We start from the raw sequence: 18099 nt of genomic DNA, 5'->3' as shown, positions 1-18099 counted from the left end.
TTCGCCATGCACCCACGCTACGGAGTGAGGGCTCGCTCCTTCAACGCCGAAATGACGGCAGCCGCCCCGGGTAGGGCGACTGCCGTCATCGAGTCACTTCAGCTTGATCGTCACGTTGAACTTGGGGCTGGCGGCGAGCTTGCGGAACGCGGCGAGGCTCGACGGCGCGCTGTCGATGCTGATGTCGCGGTCGCCGAACGCGTCCTTCTTGGTGTCGAAGTACACGATCGCCTTGACCTTGGGGCGCTTGGCCAGCTCGGGCAGGACGCTGGTGAACTGCTTGCTCTTGTCGACGACCTTGCCGATGCGGTGGTAGGCGCCCCACTCGGCGACCATCTGCGGTTTCGACGGGTGCTTGGTGGCGGCCCAGTCGTAGAAGCCCTGGCCACCCTTGGCCTTGCGGTCGAGCAGGTCGGCGAACACCCCGGCGTGGTAGTAGTTCTGCTCGGCGCTCACGTACGAGTCCAGGCCGATCCAGTCGACGACGTCGTCACCGGGGTACAGGTCGTTCCACCAGGTCTGCGCCATCCACTTCTCGTTGCCCATGTAGGCCACCACGTTGATCATGTTGCTCAGGCCCTTGGCCTTGAGGCGCTTGATCACGTGGCGGTACGAGGAGGCGAAGTCCTTGGCCGTCATGCCCGAACCGGCGGCCGGGCGCACGTCGTCCTCGGGCTCGTGGTTGAGCACCAGGAAGAACTTCTCGGGCATGGTCGCCTTGACCCGGGCGGCGAACGCGTCGATCCGCGCGTCCAGCTTGCCGGAGGCGACGGCGGCCCAGGTCGACCCGTACTCGACGCGCCAGTTGAGCAGCAGCACCCGCGGCTTGGCGGGGTCACGCACCAGGGCGATCTCGGCAGCGGTGGGGAACTTCTCGTCGCCCTTGTGGTACGAGTGGAAGATGGTGGCGGTGCGGCCGCTGAGCTTCTCCCACGCCTTGTGCTCCTCGTCGCGCGGCTTGCCGGTGAAACCACCCGCCGCCGCGCCCCACAGCACGCCGCAGCTCGGAACCAGCTTCGCGTCCGTCACGCACTTCTGCACGGCCGGCTTGGCGGCCGGGGTCGTCGGCGTGGTGGCGGCGTGGGCCGTGGCCGGGCCGGTCACGAGCGCGCCGAACCCGGCGACGAGCGTGGCCAGCGAGTACACGGACTTACGAAGCATCTGATCTCCCCCTGTTGTCCGGCCGTTGTCAGCCGGGCATGGGAAAGAGATTCCAGGTCGTCAGGTGCGCGCCGAGTGCCCGTCCCGGTGCGCGACGGTTGCGCCGGAAAAGACCCCGGCACGTCGGCCCTGCGATCGGTCGCGGCAGGCGGGGGTTGAGCTTTCCAGGCACCCGTACGGGTCCTGGCGCGCACAGGCGAGGATCGTCCCGTGAGCGAGAACGTGTTCCCCGATGTGGTTCTGCGGACGGCCCGCCTGACGTTGCGGCCCCCGCGCGAGGACGACGCCGACGCGATCGCCGCCGCCGTGGCCGACCCGGAGACACAACGATGGCTGCCACTTCCGTCCCCGTACGGGCGGGAACAGGCCGTGACGTACGTGACCGGGCACGTGCCGGCGGTGCGAGCGAACGGCAGCGGCCTGATCCGCGCGATCGAGAGCGACGGGACGCTGGCCGGCCTGATCGACCTCAAGAAGACCGACTGGCGGCACCGGGCGACCGAGATCGGCTACTGGGCGGCGCCCGCGGCCCGCGCTCGCGGCCTGATCACCGAGGCGGTCGTGGCGCTGTCGCGCTGGGCGCTGACCGAAGCGGCCCTCGAACGGGTGGTCCTGCGCATCGCGCCCGGCAACCGAGCCTCGACCCGGGTCGCCGAAAAAGCGGGCTTCACGTACGAGGGAGTCGCCCGCAACGCGGGCATCGTCCATGCCGGGCGGGTCGACCTGGCGATCTACTCCCTCATCCCGGCCGACCTGCTCACAGACCGAACACGTGCCCCAGGCCGGTGACCTCGATGGCCTTGCGCACCGGCGGCGACGGCTCGGCCAGCGTCAGCGTCACACCCGAGGCGGCCGCGCTGTTACGGGCACTGACCAGGGCACCCAGCCCGTACGAATCGATGAAGTCGAGCCCGGCCACGTCGACCCGCAGATAACGGCAGGCGGGGTCGGAGGCGATCGCGGCCAGCCGATCCCGCACCACATCGGCCCGGTCGAGGTCGAGCTCCCCGCTGAGCGAGGCGACGACCAGGCCGTCGGCATCGGCCGGTTCGTGGTGAATCGTGGCGTCCGGTTGCATTGCTCGAATGCTACCCGCCACCGGCCACCCCAGCAGCGGACCGCCCGGCGGGCCCCGAGCGCGAGCACACCGGCCGATCCGGTAGAGTTCTGCCCGACGCGGACGTAGCGCAGCTGGTAGCGCATCACCTTGCCAAGGTGAGGGTCGCGGGTTCGAATCCCGTCGTCCGCTCGGAGCCGGGAGGCCCCTGTCCACAAGAAACGTGGACCGGGGCCTCCTCGTATTTTTGCCCTGGGGCCGAGCCCCAGACCCCACGGTGCGAGCGGTGGCGGCTGGGTGGGTGGGTGCTCTTGGGGCGGGGCGGCCTTCGGCCAGCCGCCCGGTGGGGCGGCCTTGCGGTGGTGGGCGGCCTTCGGCCAGCCGCCCGGTGGTGGGCGGCCTTTGGGTGGCCGTGGGTGTGGGCTTAGACGCGGAAGGCTGAGACTACGCTGCGTAGCTCTGAGGACATGCGGGCCAGTTCGGCCGTGGCTTCCTGGGTCTCGGCGACGCCCTGGCTGGTCAGGCGGGCCGCCTCGGCCACGCCGGTGATGTTGGCGGCGATCTCGCCCGAGCCGTGGGCGGCCTCGGTGACGCTGCGGTTCATCTCGGCGGTGGTGGCCGTCTGTTCCTCCACGGCCGAGGCGATCGTGGTCTGGAAGTCGCTGATCCGTTCGATCACGAGCGAGATCTCCTCGATCGCCATGACCGCGCCGCTCGTGTCGGCCTGAATGGCCTCGACCCGCTTCGAGATGTCCTCGGTGGCCCGTGCCGTCTCCTGGGCCAGGTCCTTGACCTCGGAGGCGACCACGGCGAAGCCCTTGCCCATCTCGCCGGCCCGGGCCGCCTCGATGGTGGCGTTGAGGGCGAGCAGGTTGGTCTGCTCGGCGATCGCGGTGATCGTCTTGATCACGTTGCCGATCTCGGCCGACGACTCGCCCAGCTTGCCCATGGTGGCCGACGTGGTGGCGGTGACGCTGACGGCTTCGGCCGCGACCCGGGCCGCCTCGGCCGCGTTCTGTGAGATCTCCCGGATCGACGCGCCCATCTGCTCGCCGCCCGCCGACACGCTGTCGACGCTGCGGGACACCTGCTCGGCGGCGGCCGACACGGCCTGGGCCTGCACCGAGGTCTCCTCGGCGGACGACGCGATCTGGGTGGCGGTGCCGGTCATCCGGTCGGACGCGCCGGCCAGCGAAGCCGCGGACGCCTCGATCGTCTGGACTGTCGTGCGCAGCCGGGCCATCGCGCTGTCGAGCGAGCGGCCCATCCGTCCCGGCTCGTCCGCGCTGGTCAGCCCGGAGGTGCGGGTCAGGTCGCCGTCGGCCAGCCCGTCGCAGACCACCGTGACCTTGCCCAGCGAGCCGACGATGCGCTGCGCCACCCAGAACCCCAGCGCGAGCGCCAGCAGCAGACCGACGACGAGCACACCGATCGACCAGGCCCGGTTGGACTCGAAGCCGGCCCGGGCCGCGGCGGCGTTCTTCGCGGCGTCCGCGTTCTCCGCCTTGTCCAGGACGTCCATGCTGGCGTAGGCCTGGTCGATCACCGGCATGACCTGGCTGTCGCGCGTCTGCGCCCACCTGGTGAGCTGGTTGGCCCGGCCGGCCGGGAGGAGCTCGGTCTCCACCAGGTTGACGTAGGTTTCCCACTGGCCCTGCAGCTTGTCGATGACGGCCGGATCCCCCGCCGGCATGCTGTTGCGGTAGGCCGTCAGCGCGGCCCCGAAGGCCTGCCGGTCCTCCTCGAACGCCTTCTCGAACTTCTCCGTGCCGGCCTGATCGACGGAGAGGGCCTGGTTGGCCGTGTCGAGCCGGGCCTCGGTGATCATCGCGCGGATCTGCCCCGCGGCCTTGATGCTGGCCACGTTGCTGGTGTAGATCAGCTGCGCGGAGTTGCTCGCGCTGCTCAGCGCGGTCAGCCCCATGATGCCGACGACCAACGCCACGAGGGCCGCGGTGGCCACCGCGGTCAGCACCTTCACCTTGACACTGAGATCGTCGAAGGAACGCCGGCTGGTCCCCGGCTGCGCCACCGGCTCGCTGAGCGCGAACACGCTCATATTGCTCTCCGTCCCGTGCGAAACCCGCTGTCCTCCTTACTATCGCGAACCGTTCTCGTGTAATGGGTGGATATCAGCAAGTTCGCGAACGATCAGAAGTATTGAGTGGCGAGGCGGGCCACCATCGCGACCACGACGACCACCAGCACCCCGCGGACGAAACCGGCGCCGCGCTTGAGGGCCGTGCCCGCTCCGAACCGGGCGCCGACGATGTTGCAGACGGCCATGGCCAGGCCCAGCTTCCACAGCACGTGACCGCCGGCCGCGAACACCAGCAACGCGCCCAGGTTCGTGCCGGCGTTCAGGATCTTGGCGGTGGCCGAGCTGGCCACGAAGTCCAGCCCGAGCAGCGCGGTGAACGTGATGATCAGGAACGTGCCCGTGCCGGGGCCGAGGATGCCGTCGTAGCAGGCGATCACCGTGCCGGCCAGCAGCACGGCGGCCGCCCGGCGGCGCCACGTGCGCGACGGCTCGGTCATCACCACGCCGAACGACGGCCGGGCCACCACGAAGGCCAGCACGAGCAGCAGCAACACCATGATGACGGGACGGAAGTACGACGCCGGGATGTGCGAGGCGGCCAGCGCCCCGAGGCCCGAGAAGACCACGGCCAGTCCCGCGGCCGGGCCGGCCGTCCGCCAATCGATCTTCGTACGGCGGGCGTACGTGATCGCCGCCGACGTCGTGCCGCAGATGCTGGCCACCTTGTTGGTGCCCAGCGCGGTCACCGGCGACATGCCCGGCAGCCCGAGCATCAGCGCGGGCACGAGCACGAGCCCGCCCCCGCCGACGACCGCGTCGACCCACCCGGCCGCAGCCGCGATCACCAGCAGCAGCGCGACGTGCTGCCATTCCAACCCGTACAGCCATTCCACGGCGACAACCCCTTCAAGATCGCCGCCTATCCTGCTGTAATGCCTTTATGCATCTCAACCCTTACGGCGAGGATGCCGTGCGGCTGGCCCTGTCGCTGATCACCGACCCGCCCTCCGACGACGCCGCGATGGTGGCCCGCTGCCGGGCTTACGACCTGGTCATCGAGCTGCCGGTCACGAAGGTGGACCGCCGGGCGACGGCCGAGTTCCTGGCCGAATGGCTCACCGTGATTGACGCCACCGACCACGCCGAACGGGCCACGCGGCTCAACGATCTGCTCAAGTTCGCGTCGGCCTACCCCCGGCTGACCAACCACGCCGGCGACGGGTGGCATCTTCACTACCGCGATCCGCAGCAGCCGCTGGCCTCGGTGCTGCGCACGCTGATCAGTGTCGGCACGGCCCTGCACCTGGCCGGCCGGGGCATGCATCGGCTGGGGCGCTGCGCCGCCGAGCACTGCGACAAGCCGTACGCGGACTTCAGCCGTACGGGAAAGCAGTCGTACTGCTCCCCGGCCTGCGCCAACCGCGACGCCGTCCGCCGGCACCGGGCCCGCGCCGCGTCCACCCGCTGACAGGGCTTCGTCATGGTCCTCGCCCGCGTCGGGGCAATCGGGTTGGGCGGGTGGGGTGGGTGCCGATGAGGCGGGCGAGCAGGTGCTGCCGGCCACGCGGAGCCGCGCCGATGCCGACGGCGTCCACGCCGTGGCCGAGGGGCCGGGCCCGTCGGTGGGCCGGGAATCGCGGGGGCCGGCGCGCGATGGGGTGGCGGCAGACGGGAGCCCTTGACATCGGGTCCGTGATGACGGCTAGTAGGGGGCACATGCCCCGCGGCGCTGCGTGGTCGCGGATCTCTGGACGGGAGAGGCGACGACATGCGGATCAGCGACATTCTCCGGGTCAAGGGCGAGCGAGTGGTGACGGTGTCACCCCAGACCGATGTGACGCAGCTGCTGGCCGTCCTGGCCGAGCACGGGATCGGCGCGGTGATCGTGGCGGGTGCCGGCGGCCGGGTCGAGGGCATCGTCAGTGAGCGCGACATCGTGCGGGCGCTGGCCGCGCGGGGTGCGGCGGTGCTGACCGAGCCGGTGTCGGCGATCGCGACCACGCAGGTGCGCTCGGTGGTGCGCGACGCGGCGCTGGAGGACGTGGAGCGGCTGATGACCGAGCGGCGGTTCCGTCACGTGCCGGTGATCGAGGACGACCGGCTGCAGGGCGTGGTCAGCATCGGCGACGTGGTCAAGTTCCGCATCGACGAGCTCGAGCACGAACGGTCGAGCCTGGAGGGATACATCACCGGCGAGCGGGCTTGACGGCGTCCAGCACGTCGTCGGCGGGGCAGCGTCCGCGCATGACGTAGCGCTCGGTGAACTCCGCGACCTGGTCCCGCAGGTCGCGGGACGCGCCGTGCCGGGCCAGGGTGCCGTACGCCTCGACGAAGCAGGCCCGTGCGGCGGCGGCCAGCACCGGGTCGCTCAGCGCGTCGTGGGCGGCCCGTTGCCAGAGGGCGGGTTCGGCGGCCAGCGGCGCGGTGATCTGCTCGGCCGCGGCCGCCGCCCGCGGGTCGTCCATCAGCACGGCCGTCACCGCGACCACCACGCGCCAGCCGTCGCGGGGCTGCCGGTCGGCCACGTCGATCTCGAGATGCCCGCGCGCGGCCACCGGCGGGCGCAGCGCGTCGACGTGCCGGGCCAGGCCGGCCAGCCCCGCCCCGGTGCGGCCGGGTTGTTCCAGCACGTACGCCGCCCAGGCCCGCCGGGGGTCGCTGATCGCGCGCAGCACCGGCAGCCCGCGGTGCCGGGCCTGGCGGGTGCTGCGCCGGCCGTCGGGCGCGGGGGAGTTCGCGAACGCCGCCGCCAGCACGGGGGCGAGCGTGCCGGCCAGGGCCCAGCGGCGGGTCAGCCCGAGCGGGCCGCCGCCTTCCAGGCCCGCCTCGAGCGCCACCCGGACGCCGCCCGGCCGGACCTCGCCGATCAGGGGTGTGGCGGCGTCGAGGTCGTCGGCCATGCGCGCGATGCTGGCCTCCAGGCCGGGGGAGGGTGGCCCGCTCAGCACGGCCGTGCGCGGGGAGCGCGGGCTGAGGAAGCCGTGCCGCAGGGTGTGCCGTTCGCCCAGCGCGGCCCGCAGCTCGACCGCGGCGCCGACGAAGCCGGGCGTGGCCGGCGCGAACGCGTGGTCAGCCAGAAGCAGGGCGGCGATCCGCTCGTCCAGGGGTGTCACAAGGCGCCTCGCTCCAGTGCGGTCCGGCCGGGAACCGCAGGAGCATAGCATTCCTATCTGCGCAGTAGGCATTGGCCGTTCGGCCGGAACGGCCGGTCCGTCAAGGTGTAGGGGGCGGTGCCGGGGGTATGCGGGCGCCTCCTGCACCGGAAGAGACGAGGAAACGGGTTGCCCAAGATTGTTGACCACGAGCGACGGCGGGCCGAGATCGTCGGCGCCTTCCTGACCGTGGTGGCCCGTGAGGGCCTCGCGGGGGCGGGCAGCCGGGCCATCGCGGCCGAACTCGGCGTGGGCGCGGGAGCTCTCTGGCACTACTTCGACAGCCTCGACGCGGTCGTCTCGGCGGCCTGCCAGCGTGTGCTCGAGGAGGTCGACACGCGCATCGCGGCCGCCGCGCAGGACCGGCGCGGGCTGGCCGCCCTGGACGCCACGCTGCGCGAGATCCTGCCGGTCAGCGGTCAGGCCCGCGACGAGGCCGAGGTGATGATCGGCTTCTGGGGCCGGCTCGCGGTCAGCCGCCGGCCCGGCCCGGCCGCCACCGAGGCCCTGGCCCGCTGGGGCGACGTGGTGCGCCGCCAGCTCACCGAGGCCGTCGAGGACGGCGAGTTGCGCCCCGGGGTGCCCGTGGCCGCCCTGGCCGACGTGCTGCTCTCGGTGGCGATCGGCCAGCAGGTGCACGCCGTGCTGGCCGCGCCCGCGACCGATCCGGAGGGCGCCTTGACCCTGGTCGAGCACTGCCTCAGCCCGTGGCGCCAGCTGCAGGAGGCCACCGCCCAGGGGCTGTCTCGTCACTGACCCGGCCGCAGCCCCGCCTCAGTTACGAGACAGACCCTGAGCCAGCACGACGCGGTTGCGGCCGGTCTCCTTGGCCTGGTAGAGCGCGTGGTCGGCCCGGGCCAGCACCTGGTCCAGCGTGTCCTGCGCGGCCAGGAGGGCCACGCCGACGCTGATCGTCACCGGGATCGGCCCAGCCCGTGTGGGCACGGGAGTCCCGGCCACGCCGGCCCGCATGCGCTCGGCCAGCTCCGCCGGGGAGTCGTCGCCGTGGTCGGGCAGCACCACCGCGAACTCCTCGCCGCCGTACCGGCCGAGCACGTCGGAGTGCCTGATGCCGGCCCGCACCCGGTTGGCCACCTCGCGGATCACCTCGTCGCCGACCCCGTGCCCGTACGTGTCGTTGATGCCCTTGAACTTGTCGATGTCGAGCATCACCGCCGCCAGCGACCGGCCGCCGCGCGCGGCCGCCTCGACCAGCGCGCCGGCGATGGCGTAGAAGTGGCGGCGGTTGTGCTGCCCGGTCAGCTCGTCGGTGGTGGCCAGCTCCTGCACCCGGCTGAACAGCCGCGCGTTGTCGTAGGCGGCCATGCCCTGGAAGGCCAGCGCCGCCGCCACCTTGCGCGCGGTGTCGTCGAAGCCGTCCCCGCCCAGCAGCGCCACCCCGGCCCGGCCCTCCCGGTGCTGCAGCGGAACCGCGAGCACCACCGCCGTACGGAGGTTCGCGTCGTCGACGAGCACCGGGGCCGGGCCCGGCACCGCCACGTCGGGCCTGGTGCCGAGCAGCTCAGCCGGTGCCGTCCCGGAGACGGCCATGATCCCCGTGTCGCCCGCGCCGAGCAGGCATCCGGCGGTCGCGCCGAGTTGCGTGCTGAGCGTCGCGAAGAGCTGCCGCAGCAGCTGGGCCGGGTCGTGGATGCTGCTCAGCTCGGCCAGGCTGGCCCGCAGCGTCTCGGCGAACGCCTGCTGCTGGCGGGCGGTCTGCACGGCCAGCTGCAGCTGGGCCGCGCGGGCGGTCTCCAGCGAGGTGGCCAGGTGGCTGCTCATCGCGATCAGCACCTCGACGTCGTCGGCGGTGAAGATGCCCCGCGCCATCCGGCTGTCCAGGTAGAGCACGCCCAGGGTCCGGCCCTTGAACCGCACCGGCACGACCAGGATGCTGCGCAGGCCGTGCACGACCGCGCTCTGCGAGCCCAAGGCGGCGCCCTGCTCGGTGCCGGTCAGCACCAGCGCCTCGCCCTCGTCGGCGACCCGGCGCACCAGCGTGGTGCCGTACGCGGTGGTCTCGGTCAGGTCGGCCCCGCTCGCGCCCCGCCCGGCGTACGGCACCGGCTCACCGGCCTCGTCGAGCAGGAAGAACAAGGCCCGCTCGGCGCCCAGGATCCGCAGCATCTCGTCCAGCGTGACCCGGGCCATCTGCCGCGGGTCGAGCACCGTGGCCGCGGCCGCGCCGACCTCCTGCAGCGCCTCGAGCCGGCGGCTGCGGCCCCCGTCGGAGCGCCGGCCGACCACCGTGCGCCGCCCGGTCGCGCCGCCGTCGTCGGCCCCGAACTCGGCCCGCACCTGCCGCCGGCGCAGCTCCCAGCCGTACTGCCCGGCCAGCGCGAGCGCCCAGCGGGCGTGGCGGTCGCTCTCGGCGGCCGGCCCGAGCTGCCGGAACGCGCGGGCGCGGAACCGGGCCACCTCGAAGTGCACGATCGGCGAGTCGAACCGGCGGGCGATCCGCTCGGCCTTGTCGGTCCACTCGATGCACGCGGCGGCGTCGCCCCGCATCAGGGCCAGGGCGGCCTCGCCGATCAGGTAGGAGCAGTTCAGCAGCGGCGAGCTGCGCCGCACCCGGCGCAGCTGGGCCACGGCGGCCCGGGCCCGGGCCAGCGCGGCCGGGCGCTGCTCGTCGGTGGCCAGGCGCAGCTGGGCCATCCGGCCGTGCGACTGGAACGCGTAGAACCACTTGTGGTGCTGCATCAGGTCGCGGTTGCGCAGCCCGAGAGCGTGGAACTCCGCGACGACGGCGTCGAACCGGTCGCCGAACTCGCCCTCCTCGACGGCGGCGCAGGCGGCCGCGACCACGACGTTGACCCGCTGCGCGACCGTGGCCGTCCCCGGCGGGCAGGCCGCGCGCATGTCGGCCAGCACCGTGGCGGCGTCGCCGGGCCGGCCCTGGATGGCCGGGATCAGCACCCCGAGCATGCTGAACGAGGTGCCCAGCGCGTCGGCCGGGTCGGCCAGCACGGACAGCCCCCGCTCGTACTCGGACCGGGCGTCCTGCACGTAGCCGCGCAGCACCCGCCGCAGGCCGATGGCGGAGTGGCCGACCAGCATCTGGGCCGGGCGGTACCAGCGCAGGTTGCGGCTGACCGTCTCGGCCCAGGCGGTGCCGTCGTCCTGGCCGCCGAACAGCATCGCGCAACCGCGCATCCACTCGACGTAGGCGCCCAGCCCGGGGTCACCCAGGCCGGCGGCCGTGCGCGCCGCCCGGTCCAGGCAGCGGCCGCCCACCCCGCGCAGCTTGACGACAGTGGTGACGTAGCCGGCCAGTGCGTACACCCGCACGTACTCGGGGCACGGGCCGAGCCGGTTCACCGCGTACAGGGCCCGCATCGTGAGCAGCAGCGCCTCGCGCAACCGGAGCCCGATCGCGGCGGCGTAGCCCCCGGCGTCGAGAACGGCGGCCAGCGCGGCGAGGTCCTCCCGGCGCCGGCCCGTGGCGGTTCCCGACCCCCGTCCCGTACGCCTGACGAACGCGCCCGCCAGCGCGATGCCCAGCGTGGTGAGCACCAGCGCCGGGCCGCGCGCGGGCAGCGGCCGGCGCAGCTCGCCGAGGGCCCGCGAGGCCGCGTTCAGGGCCTCCGTGTCGTGCCAGACGGTGTGGTGGGCCTCGATCTCGGTGGTGAGCAGCCGGGCCCGGGCCCGCCGGTCGGGTTCGCCCGCGATCGCCCGGCGGATGGTCGCAAGCGACTCGTCGATGCGTCCCGCGCGCAGGTAGGCCACGGCCAGCGGGTGCAGGACCGCGGTGGGCGGCGCCGGATCACCGTCGACGGCCTCGCGCAGATAGCTCAGCGCCTCCTGCGGGGCCTGGTCGTCGAGGGCGGCCAGCCCGGCCGCGAGCGCGCTGCGCCGGCGCCGCCCGGCCGGCACCCGGTCGCCGGCGCGCTGGTGGTGCCGGGCGACGGCGTAGACGTGCTCGGCGTCGCGCAGCGCCGCGGGCTGGGCCTCCAGCGCGTCGGCCACGGCGGCGTGCAGCCGCTGCTGCCGCTCGGCGGGCACCGTGGCCAGCAGCTGCTCGCGCAGCAGCGGGTGGATGAAGGCGTACGCGCCGCCGGTCCGGGTCTCCAGCACCCGCCGGTCGAGGGCGGCCGCCACCGCGGCGACCACCTGATCCTCGGCGAGCCCGGCCGCGATCAGCGTCTCGTTACGGAACCGGGCGCCGGCCACCGCGGCCGGCACGAGCACCTCGCGGACGTCGCCCGGCAGGTCGGCCAGCCGGCTCGCCAGCAGGTCGCGCACGTCCTCGGCGGCGGGCAGGGCGCGGGCGCCGGCCTCGTCGAACCACCATTCGCCCCACAGCGGGCTGAGCAGGCCGGCGTCGATCAGCCGCCACAGATACGCCACGACGGCGAACGGATTCCCGCCCGTACGGTCGGCGACGTGCCCGGTCAGCTCGGCCGTGACCCGGGCGCCGGGCAGCCGCGAGGCGATCAGCTCGTCCACCGCCGCCCGGCCCAGCGGCTCGCAGTCCAGCACGGTGTCGGCCGCCACGTCCGGGCCCGGTTCCCCGGCCGGCTCGGTCAGCACCACCAGCAGCGGCAGCCCCGGCAGGTCGGGCCCGAGCCGGTCGAGCACCTCGCGGGTGGCCGGGCTCAGCCAGTGCGCGTCGTCAAGGACGAGCACCAGGCCGCCCGCGCGCCGGGCCAGGTCGCCCAGGAAGGCGGCCGCGGCGGCCAGCACCAGCTCGTCGCGGCCCTCCTCGGGGACGGCCCCGATGATCTCGGCCAGCCTCGGGGAGAGCCGCGCGGCCAGCGCGGGCCCGGCCGCCGCGGCCGCCTCCCGCAGGTGCTGTTCGGCAGTCGCGCGGCCGGGTGCGGGCAGCCACCGTACGGACTGCAGGTAGCCGTCGATCGCCGACCGCAGCGCGGCCATCGGCAGCGGGGCGTCGGGGTCGGCCGCGGCGAACAGCACCGGGCAGCCGGCGGCCTGGTCGGCGACCTCCTCGGCCAGGCGGCTGCGGCCCGACCCGGCCGGACCCCGGATGCGCAGCACGCCACCGTGCCCGTCGCGGGCGCTGCGCCAGCGCCGGGCCAGCTGCTCGCGCTCGGTCTCCCGCCCGGCCAGCGGCCAGCGGGCGGCGGCGGGCCCGGCGGCGGCCGCACCACCGGGAGCGTTTCGCAGGTCGGCCAGCAGCGCCCCGGCGTCCGGGTAGCGGTCGTCGGGGTCCTTGGCCAGCAGCCGGTCGATCACGGCGATCAGGGCCGGGTCCGCGGCCGGGCACAGGACGGCGATGTCGGGCGGGGCCGCGACCGCGTGCCGGCGCAGCAGCTCACCCACGTCGGACGCCTCGAACGGCAGCCGCCCGGTGAGGCACTCGAACAGCACCACGCCCAGCGAGTACAGGTCGGAACGCCCGTCCACAGGCCGTTTGAGCATGCCCGATTGCTCGGGCGAGCTGTAGAGGAACGTGCCCACGGCCTGGTCGTGGGCGGCCCCGGCCCCGTCACCGAGCTGAGCCAGCCCGAAGTCGATCAGCTTGGCCGGGTGGCCCGGCGCGACCATGATGTTGCCCGGCTTGACGTCGCGGTGCACCAGCCCCACCCGGTGCGCGGCGGCCAGGCCCCGCGCCAGCTGGGCGCCCAGCTCGACCACCCGCTCCGGCCCGAGCGGGCCGCCGCCCAGCAGGTCGGCCAGCGAGCCGCCGGGCAGATGCTCGAGCACCAGCGCGGGATCGCCCCGGTAGCGCCCGGCCGCGAAGATGCGGGCCACGCCGGGGTCGTCGACGCAGGCCAGCAGGGCCGCCTCCCGCTGGAAGGAGACGAGCACGTCGTCGCCGGCGGGGCCGGTGGGGCGTTTGAGGGCGTACCGGCGGCCTTCGTGCTCGATCCGGTGCACGGTCGTGAAGGCGCCCCGGCCCAGCTCGGCCTGCACGTCGAACCCGGTCAGCGTGGCTGCCCGGCTTGCGGCCGTCCTCGTCACCCATCCCTGTTCGGCAGCCGTACCCGATTTCTGACCCACTCAGAAGTGCTCGTAGGCCGCCGATGGGGATCAGGGAGACAATCGGCGTCAGCGGGGGCGGACCATGACATTCGTACGGCGGCTGCGCATCCGGGCCCGGCTCGCGGCGTCCTTCGCGGTGGTGCTGGGGCTGCTCGGCGTGGTGGTCGGGATCGGCGTGGTCGCGTTGCACCGGCAGTCCGACTCGGCCCAGCGCCTGCGCGACTTGCAGGTCCTGATGCACCAGGTGGACGAGCAGAAGTTCCGCGACGCCGACATCTCGGGCTGGCAGGTCGCGTCCGCCTGGGACGCGTACCGGATCGGCGCGAAGAAGGCCGCCGACCCGGCCAGCGACAACCGGGCCGGCTTCCTGGCCTCGGCGGGCGAACTGCGCACCCTGCTCGGCGCCACCCGCACCGACCTGATGACCGACACCGAGCGGGCCCTGTTCGCGCAGATGACCGAGCAGTGGACGAAGTACTTCGAGGCCGACAACCAGGCGGTGGCCGCGTTCGCCGCGAACCGGATCGACGCCGGCAACGCGGTCGTCCTCGGCCCCGGCTACGAGATCTACTTCACGATCGTGCAGCTGACCGACGAACTCGTGAAGTCGGTGACCGCGCGCACCGACCGGACCGCCGTCGACGCCCAGAACTCCGCCTCCGCCGCCCGTACGGCCATGGTCGTCGGTCTGCTGCTGGCCGTGCTGGCCGCGGTGCTGCTGGTCGCGCTGGTCACCCGGAGCGTGACGGGGCCGATCGGGCGGGTCACGCACGCGCTGCGCGGCCTGGCCGAGGGTGATCTGGCGGTGCGGATCGGTGACACGGCGCCCGACGAGGTCGGCGACATGGCCCGTACGGCCGAGGCCGCCGCCGACGGTGTCCGGGCCACGGTCGTCACCATCAGCGACGACGCCCGCGCGCTGGCCGCCGCGGCCGACACCCTGTACCGGGTCAGCGGGCAGATCGACGGGGCCGTGCTGACCGCGTACGAGCAGGCCGACCGGGTGGCCGGCACCGCGGGTGGCGTCTCCGGCAACGTGCAGACCGTGGCGGCCGGCACCGAACAGATGGGCGCCTCGATCTCCGAGATCTCCCGCAACGCCGCCGACGCGGCCGGGGTGGCCGCCGGGGCGGTCAGCGCGGCCCGCGACACCAGCGCCACGATCAATCGGCTGGGCGACTCGTCGGCCGAGATCGGCAGCGTGATCGGCACGATCCAGGCCATCGCCGCCCAGACCAACCTGCTCGCCCTCAACGCCACCATCGAGGCGGCCCGGGCGGGCGAACTCGGCAAGGGCTTCGCGGTGGTGGCCAGCGAGGTCAAGGACCTGGCCCAGGAGACGGCCCGGGCCACCGAGGAGATCTCGCAGCGGATCGTGGCCATCCAGAACGACACCGGGGAGGCGGTCGCGGCCATCGACGGGATCAGCCAGATCATCCAGCAGATCAGCGACTACCAGACCACTATCGCCTCGGCCGTGGAGGAGCAGAGCGCCACCACGACCGAGATGAACCGGGGCGTCACCGAGGCCGCCGACGGCGCCAACGACATCGCCCGGGGCATCTCGGCCGTCGCGCAGAGCACCGCGGCCAGCCGGGAGTCGGTGGCCGAGGCGACGCGCGCGGCCGGCGAGGTGAACGCCCTCGCCGACCGCCTGCGGGCCGCGGTGAACCGGTTCTCCGTCTGATCAGAAGATTGACGCGGCCCACTCCGGGTGGTCGATGAACGGGTTGCGGTTGTGCTGGTAGCTCGCGTAGATCGTCTGGTTGCGGGCCCGCTCGGCGGCGTCCGGCGGGTCGGCGGCGTGCCAGGCCAGCAGGGCCGACAGCCGGCCCATGCGCGGGGCCGAGCCGCTGCTGGTGGCGTCGTCGGCCTCGAGGTCGGGGTAGGAGTCGCCGCCCTCGTAGCGCACGGCCATGTAGAAGATCATGCGGGCCACGTCGCCCTTGACCGCGGCCCGCGGCTCCCACGAGTTGCTGTCGGTGTAGTTGCCGGGCGCGCCCGATACTGCCGTGCCGCCGTTGTCGAAGTCCTTGTTGCCGCGGGCGCTGTTGACCGCGACGTCCTCGGGGCGCAGGTGGTGCAGGTCGGTGCCCGGCCCGGCGGCGGTGCCGAAGTCGCCGTGCGACTGCGCCCACACGTGCTCGCGGTTCCAGTCGCCCTGGTCGCCGCCGTTGAGCGACTTCGACCGGCTCAGGCCCGAGTAGAACAGTTTGACGTTGGCCGAGTTGGCCGGGTCCTGGTCGGTCACCTTGAGCGCGTTCCAGACCCCGTCGTAAGACAGTTTGGTCACGCCGCTGGAGATGATCTGGTGCAGCGCGGTCTTCAGGCTCTCGCCGGTCTTGCCGGCCGCGCCCGCGTAGTAGGAGTCGGTGCCGCCCGTGGGCGGGGGAGTGGCCGGCGGGGTCGTCGTGCCCCCCGCGGTCATCGCGGTCGGCGACTTCAGGCCCGGGTGCGAGAAGTACGCAGTGAGCGAGCCGGTCACGGTGATCGTGGTGCCGAGGCGGCCGGGGTTGCCGAGCAGGCCGAACGACGCCCGGTAGGAACTGGTGATCTGCACGTACACCATCCGCGCGGTCGAGGTCTCGGTGCGGCTGTCGGCCAGGGCGAGCGCGGTGTCGCCGGTGAACCCGCTGGTCCGTACGGTGCTGGTGGCGGTGGGCTCGCCGACCACGTAACCGGTCACCGTGCCGGTGCCGCTCTGGCTGCTGATCGCCTGCGCGACCGTCAGCGTGGCGGCGGCGCCCGCAGGCACCGTCAGGAATACGGCGGCGATGATCGGTGCCGCGAGAAGAGCAATACGCCGGTGGCGCTTCGGCTCTGACATAGGCGTCAGACTATGTGTTCCCCGGTGTCCGGACGGCCATATCGGAATTGTCATACGCCGAACGGGTCATGGCGCGGCGTTCAGCAGATCCAGCGCGCTGTGCTGACAGCTGTGGTTGGTGCTGCGCCACGGGCCGGCCCAGTGCGAGCCGTACGCGTCGAAGCTGTTGCGGTCGCCGGCGTAGGCACTGTCGGCGTTGCGCTGCAGGTAGGCGTTGTAGGCGCCCCCGGTCGCGGCGTTGAGCGCACCGAGACCCCGTACGGCGGCGCCCTTGAAGGACACCCCGTCACCCGAGCACGTGTCGGGCTCGTTGGGCTCGCGCAGGATCCCGCCCGGCGACAGATAGCCGCTGGTGGTCAGCGCGGTGCCGATCCGCCGGGCGGTGGCCAGGGCGTCCGCGTCCCCGGTCAGCTTGTGCAGCTGGACCAGCGCGTTGATCAGCACGCCCTGGTTGTAGGTCCACGTGACGTCGCCGTTGTTGCGGCACGTGGACATGTTGATACCGTCGTTGACCAGGTTCTCGGCGTTGAGCATGCCGGTCGACTTGAACCAGGTCCAGCCGGCCTGAGCGCGCTGCCGGTAGACGGTGTCGCCCGCGATCCGCTGGCTCAAGGCGGCGTTGAGCTGAATGTAAAGGCTGTTCTGGATCGCGTTCTTGCCGGCCCGGTCGGTCTTCCAGTAGATGCCGCCGCCGCAGCGCGTGTCCCAGTAACTGTGCATCCAGTCGGCGTCGGCGCGGGCGGTGTTCAGGTAGCGGCTGTCGCCGGTCACGTCGTACGCGTTGACCCAGGCCAGGCCCCACCAGCCGGTGTCGTCGAGGAACTCGTTGCGGAACTGGCCCTGCCGCGCGTTCACATTCTTGTCGTACGTGGCGGCGATCGCGTATTGGTAGCTGCGCATGCCGCTGCGCTTGATGGTGTCGACGAGCGCGGTCAGCGCGTTGGCGCCCGTCCACCAGCCGGTGGTGTCGAAGAGCCCGGTGCCGCGGTCGAACCGCATCATGAGCGCGGTGGCGGCGGCCGTGCGGCGGTCCCAAGCGTTCCAGTTACTGCGCGCCCAGGCCGTGCACGCGATCTCGGGCCGGTCGCCGGCCTTGCCGCAGGCGCGCAGCACGCCGACGCCGGTGGAGCCCCAGTCGTCGACGTTGAACTGCCCCGTACGCCACCCCGTCGAGCCGGCCGGAGTTGTCGTGGCGCCGAGCCGGCTGCCGTCACCCCAGCCGCGCCCGCCGTCGAACGAGCGGTCCAGCCACACCTCGTCGCCGGCCTGCCCGTTCTCGGCGGAAGCCCAGGCCATCGCATCTGTGTCGTTGACGTGCAGCCGGAACGACCGCCCGTACAGGGTCGTGCTGACCGGCACCCGATCGGCGGGGGCCAGCCCCGCGTCACGGCCGTCGCAGTAGCGATTGCAGATCGTGGCGGCCTGGGCCGCGGTGGTCGTCTGTACCTGCACGAGTGCCGTCGAGGCCAGGACCACCACGACTGCCAGCCGCCGGATCGTCATAGTGTTAACAAACCTGAAGTATTCACGTCAGTCAATGGCCGGCGGAAAGGCTGCCCCTTCGGGCAGCTTTGTAGGGTGTCGCCATGGAGCTGGAGTTCACGGGGGAGATCTACTACTGGCGCGGGCCCGCGCCGCACCACTTCGTGGCCGTGCCGGAACCGGAATGCGCCGCCCTCGAATCGGCCGCGGCCCTGGTCACGTACGGGTGGGGCATGATCCCGGCGACCGTGCACGTCGGCCGGACGGAGTTCACCACGTCGCTGTGGCCCAAGGACGGCGGCTACATCGTGCCGCTCAAGGCGGCCGTCCGGCGCAGCGAAGGCCTCGAACTCGGCGACACCGTGACGATCCGCCTCACCGTCGCCGCCCAGGGTCGCGTCCGGAAATGACAGCTCCCGGAAACCTCCGGCGTGCG

At 73.0% G+C, this 18099-nt stretch carries 14 protein-coding genes and 1 tRNA gene; 7 read left to right on the top strand and 8 right to left on the bottom strand.

Annotation, left to right across the window (positions count from 1 at the left end; all coding sequences use genetic code 11):
- Window positions 1–93: 93 nt before the first annotated feature.
- Window positions 94–1161: a glycoside hydrolase family 26 protein gene (locus BKA14_RS10445; RefSeq protein ID WP_184950716.1), complete on the bottom strand. Its 1068-nt coding sequence runs from the start codon at window positions 1159–1161 to the stop codon at window positions 94–96.
- A gap of 210 nt (window positions 1162–1371) precedes the next feature.
- Here BKA14_RS10445 and BKA14_RS10440 point away from each other — a divergent pair, with 210 nt between their 5' ends.
- Window positions 1372–1950, top strand: a complete 579-nt coding sequence (locus tag BKA14_RS10440) for a GNAT family N-acetyltransferase (RefSeq protein ID WP_184950714.1) — start codon at window positions 1372–1374, stop codon at window positions 1948–1950.
- Here BKA14_RS10440 and BKA14_RS10435 read toward each other — a convergent pair.
- Window positions 1919–2239 (bottom strand): STAS domain-containing protein, encoded by a 321-nt coding sequence (locus BKA14_RS10435; RefSeq protein WP_184950712.1) that lies wholly within the window; start codon window positions 2237–2239, stop codon window positions 1919–1921. The two genes, BKA14_RS10440 and BKA14_RS10435, sit on opposite strands and share 32 nt — an antisense overlap.
- 98 nt (window positions 2240–2337) lie before the next feature.
- Here BKA14_RS10435 and BKA14_RS10430 point away from each other — a divergent pair.
- Window positions 2338–2410: transfer RNA gene (locus BKA14_RS10430), tRNA-Gly, on the top strand.
- A 232-nt stretch (window positions 2411–2642) separates the two neighbouring features.
- Here the strand turns inward: BKA14_RS10430 and BKA14_RS10425 are convergent.
- Together BKA14_RS10425 and BKA14_RS10420 are read right to left on the bottom strand one after the other, a co-directional pair.
- On the bottom strand, window positions 2643–4277 hold the full coding sequence (locus tag BKA14_RS10425) for a methyl-accepting chemotaxis protein (RefSeq protein ID WP_184950711.1): 1635 nt from the start codon (window positions 4275–4277) through the stop codon (window positions 2643–2645).
- A gap of 92 nt (window positions 4278–4369) precedes the next feature.
- Complete coding sequence (locus BKA14_RS10420) at window positions 4370–5152, bottom strand: sulfite exporter TauE/SafE family protein (protein WP_438861881.1); 783 nt, start codon at window positions 5150–5152, stop codon at window positions 4370–4372.
- A 47-nt stretch (window positions 5153–5199) separates the two neighbouring features.
- Between BKA14_RS10420 and BKA14_RS10415 the strand changes: the two genes are divergently transcribed.
- A complete protein-coding gene (locus BKA14_RS10415; RefSeq protein ID WP_184950709.1) occupies window positions 5200–5727 on the top strand; it encodes a CGNR zinc finger domain-containing protein in 528 nt (175 codons plus the stop codon).
- Window positions 5728–6027: 300 nt separating this feature from the next.
- Complete coding sequence (locus tag BKA14_RS10410; RefSeq protein ID WP_184950707.1) at window positions 6028–6465, top strand: CBS domain-containing protein; 438 nt, start codon at window positions 6028–6030, stop codon at window positions 6463–6465.
- Here the strand turns inward: BKA14_RS10410 and BKA14_RS10405 are convergent.
- Complete coding sequence (locus BKA14_RS10405; RefSeq protein WP_239092364.1) at window positions 6446–7372, bottom strand: glutamate-cysteine ligase family protein; 927 nt, start codon at window positions 7370–7372, stop codon at window positions 6446–6448. The genes BKA14_RS10410 and BKA14_RS10405 overlap by 20 nt on opposite strands.
- A gap of 168 nt (window positions 7373–7540) precedes the next feature.
- Between BKA14_RS10405 and BKA14_RS10400 the strand changes: the two genes are divergently transcribed.
- Window positions 7541–8167: a TetR/AcrR family transcriptional regulator gene (locus tag BKA14_RS10400; protein ID WP_184950704.1), complete on the top strand. Its 627-nt coding sequence runs from the start codon at window positions 7541–7543 to the stop codon at window positions 8165–8167.
- A gap of 18 nt (window positions 8168–8185) precedes the next feature.
- Here BKA14_RS10400 and BKA14_RS10395 read toward each other — a convergent pair whose 3' ends face one another.
- Entirely contained in the window at window positions 8186–13333 is a 5148-nt protein-coding gene (locus BKA14_RS10395) for a diguanylate cyclase (RefSeq protein ID WP_184950703.1), read from the bottom strand.
- Window positions 13334–13436: 103 nt separating this feature from the next.
- Between BKA14_RS10395 and BKA14_RS10390 the strand changes: the two genes are divergently transcribed.
- A complete protein-coding gene (locus BKA14_RS10390) occupies window positions 13437–15041 on the top strand; it encodes a methyl-accepting chemotaxis protein (RefSeq protein ID WP_184950702.1) in 1605 nt (534 codons plus the stop codon).
- Here BKA14_RS10390 and BKA14_RS10385 read toward each other — a convergent pair whose 3' ends face one another.
- Both BKA14_RS10385 and BKA14_RS10380 read right to left on the bottom strand, forming a co-directional pair.
- Window positions 15042–16181: an endonuclease gene (locus BKA14_RS10385; RefSeq protein ID WP_184950701.1), complete on the bottom strand. Its 1140-nt coding sequence runs from the start codon at window positions 16179–16181 to the stop codon at window positions 15042–15044.
- A 66-nt stretch (window positions 16182–16247) separates the two neighbouring features.
- Entirely contained in the window at window positions 16248–17684 is a 1437-nt protein-coding gene (locus BKA14_RS10380) for a glycoside hydrolase family 76 protein (RefSeq protein ID WP_184950700.1), read from the bottom strand.
- Between the two features lie 83 nt (window positions 17685–17767).
- On the opposite strand from BKA14_RS10380, the gene BKA14_RS10375 reads away from it, so the two are divergent.
- The gene (locus BKA14_RS10375) at window positions 17768–18073 is read left to right on the top strand and encodes a DUF1905 domain-containing protein (protein ID WP_184950699.1); all 306 of its coding nucleotides are present in this window, start codon (window positions 17768–17770) and stop codon (window positions 18071–18073) included.
- Window positions 18074–18099: the final 26 nt, after the last annotated feature.

The sequence above is a fragment of the Paractinoplanes abujensis genome (assembly GCF_014204895.1).
Classification (GTDB): domain Bacteria; phylum Actinomycetota; class Actinomycetes; order Mycobacteriales; family Micromonosporaceae; genus Actinoplanes; species Actinoplanes abujensis.
The sequence above is the reverse complement of the archived record's forward strand: the minus strand, read 5'-3'. Positions and strand labels throughout refer to the sequence as shown.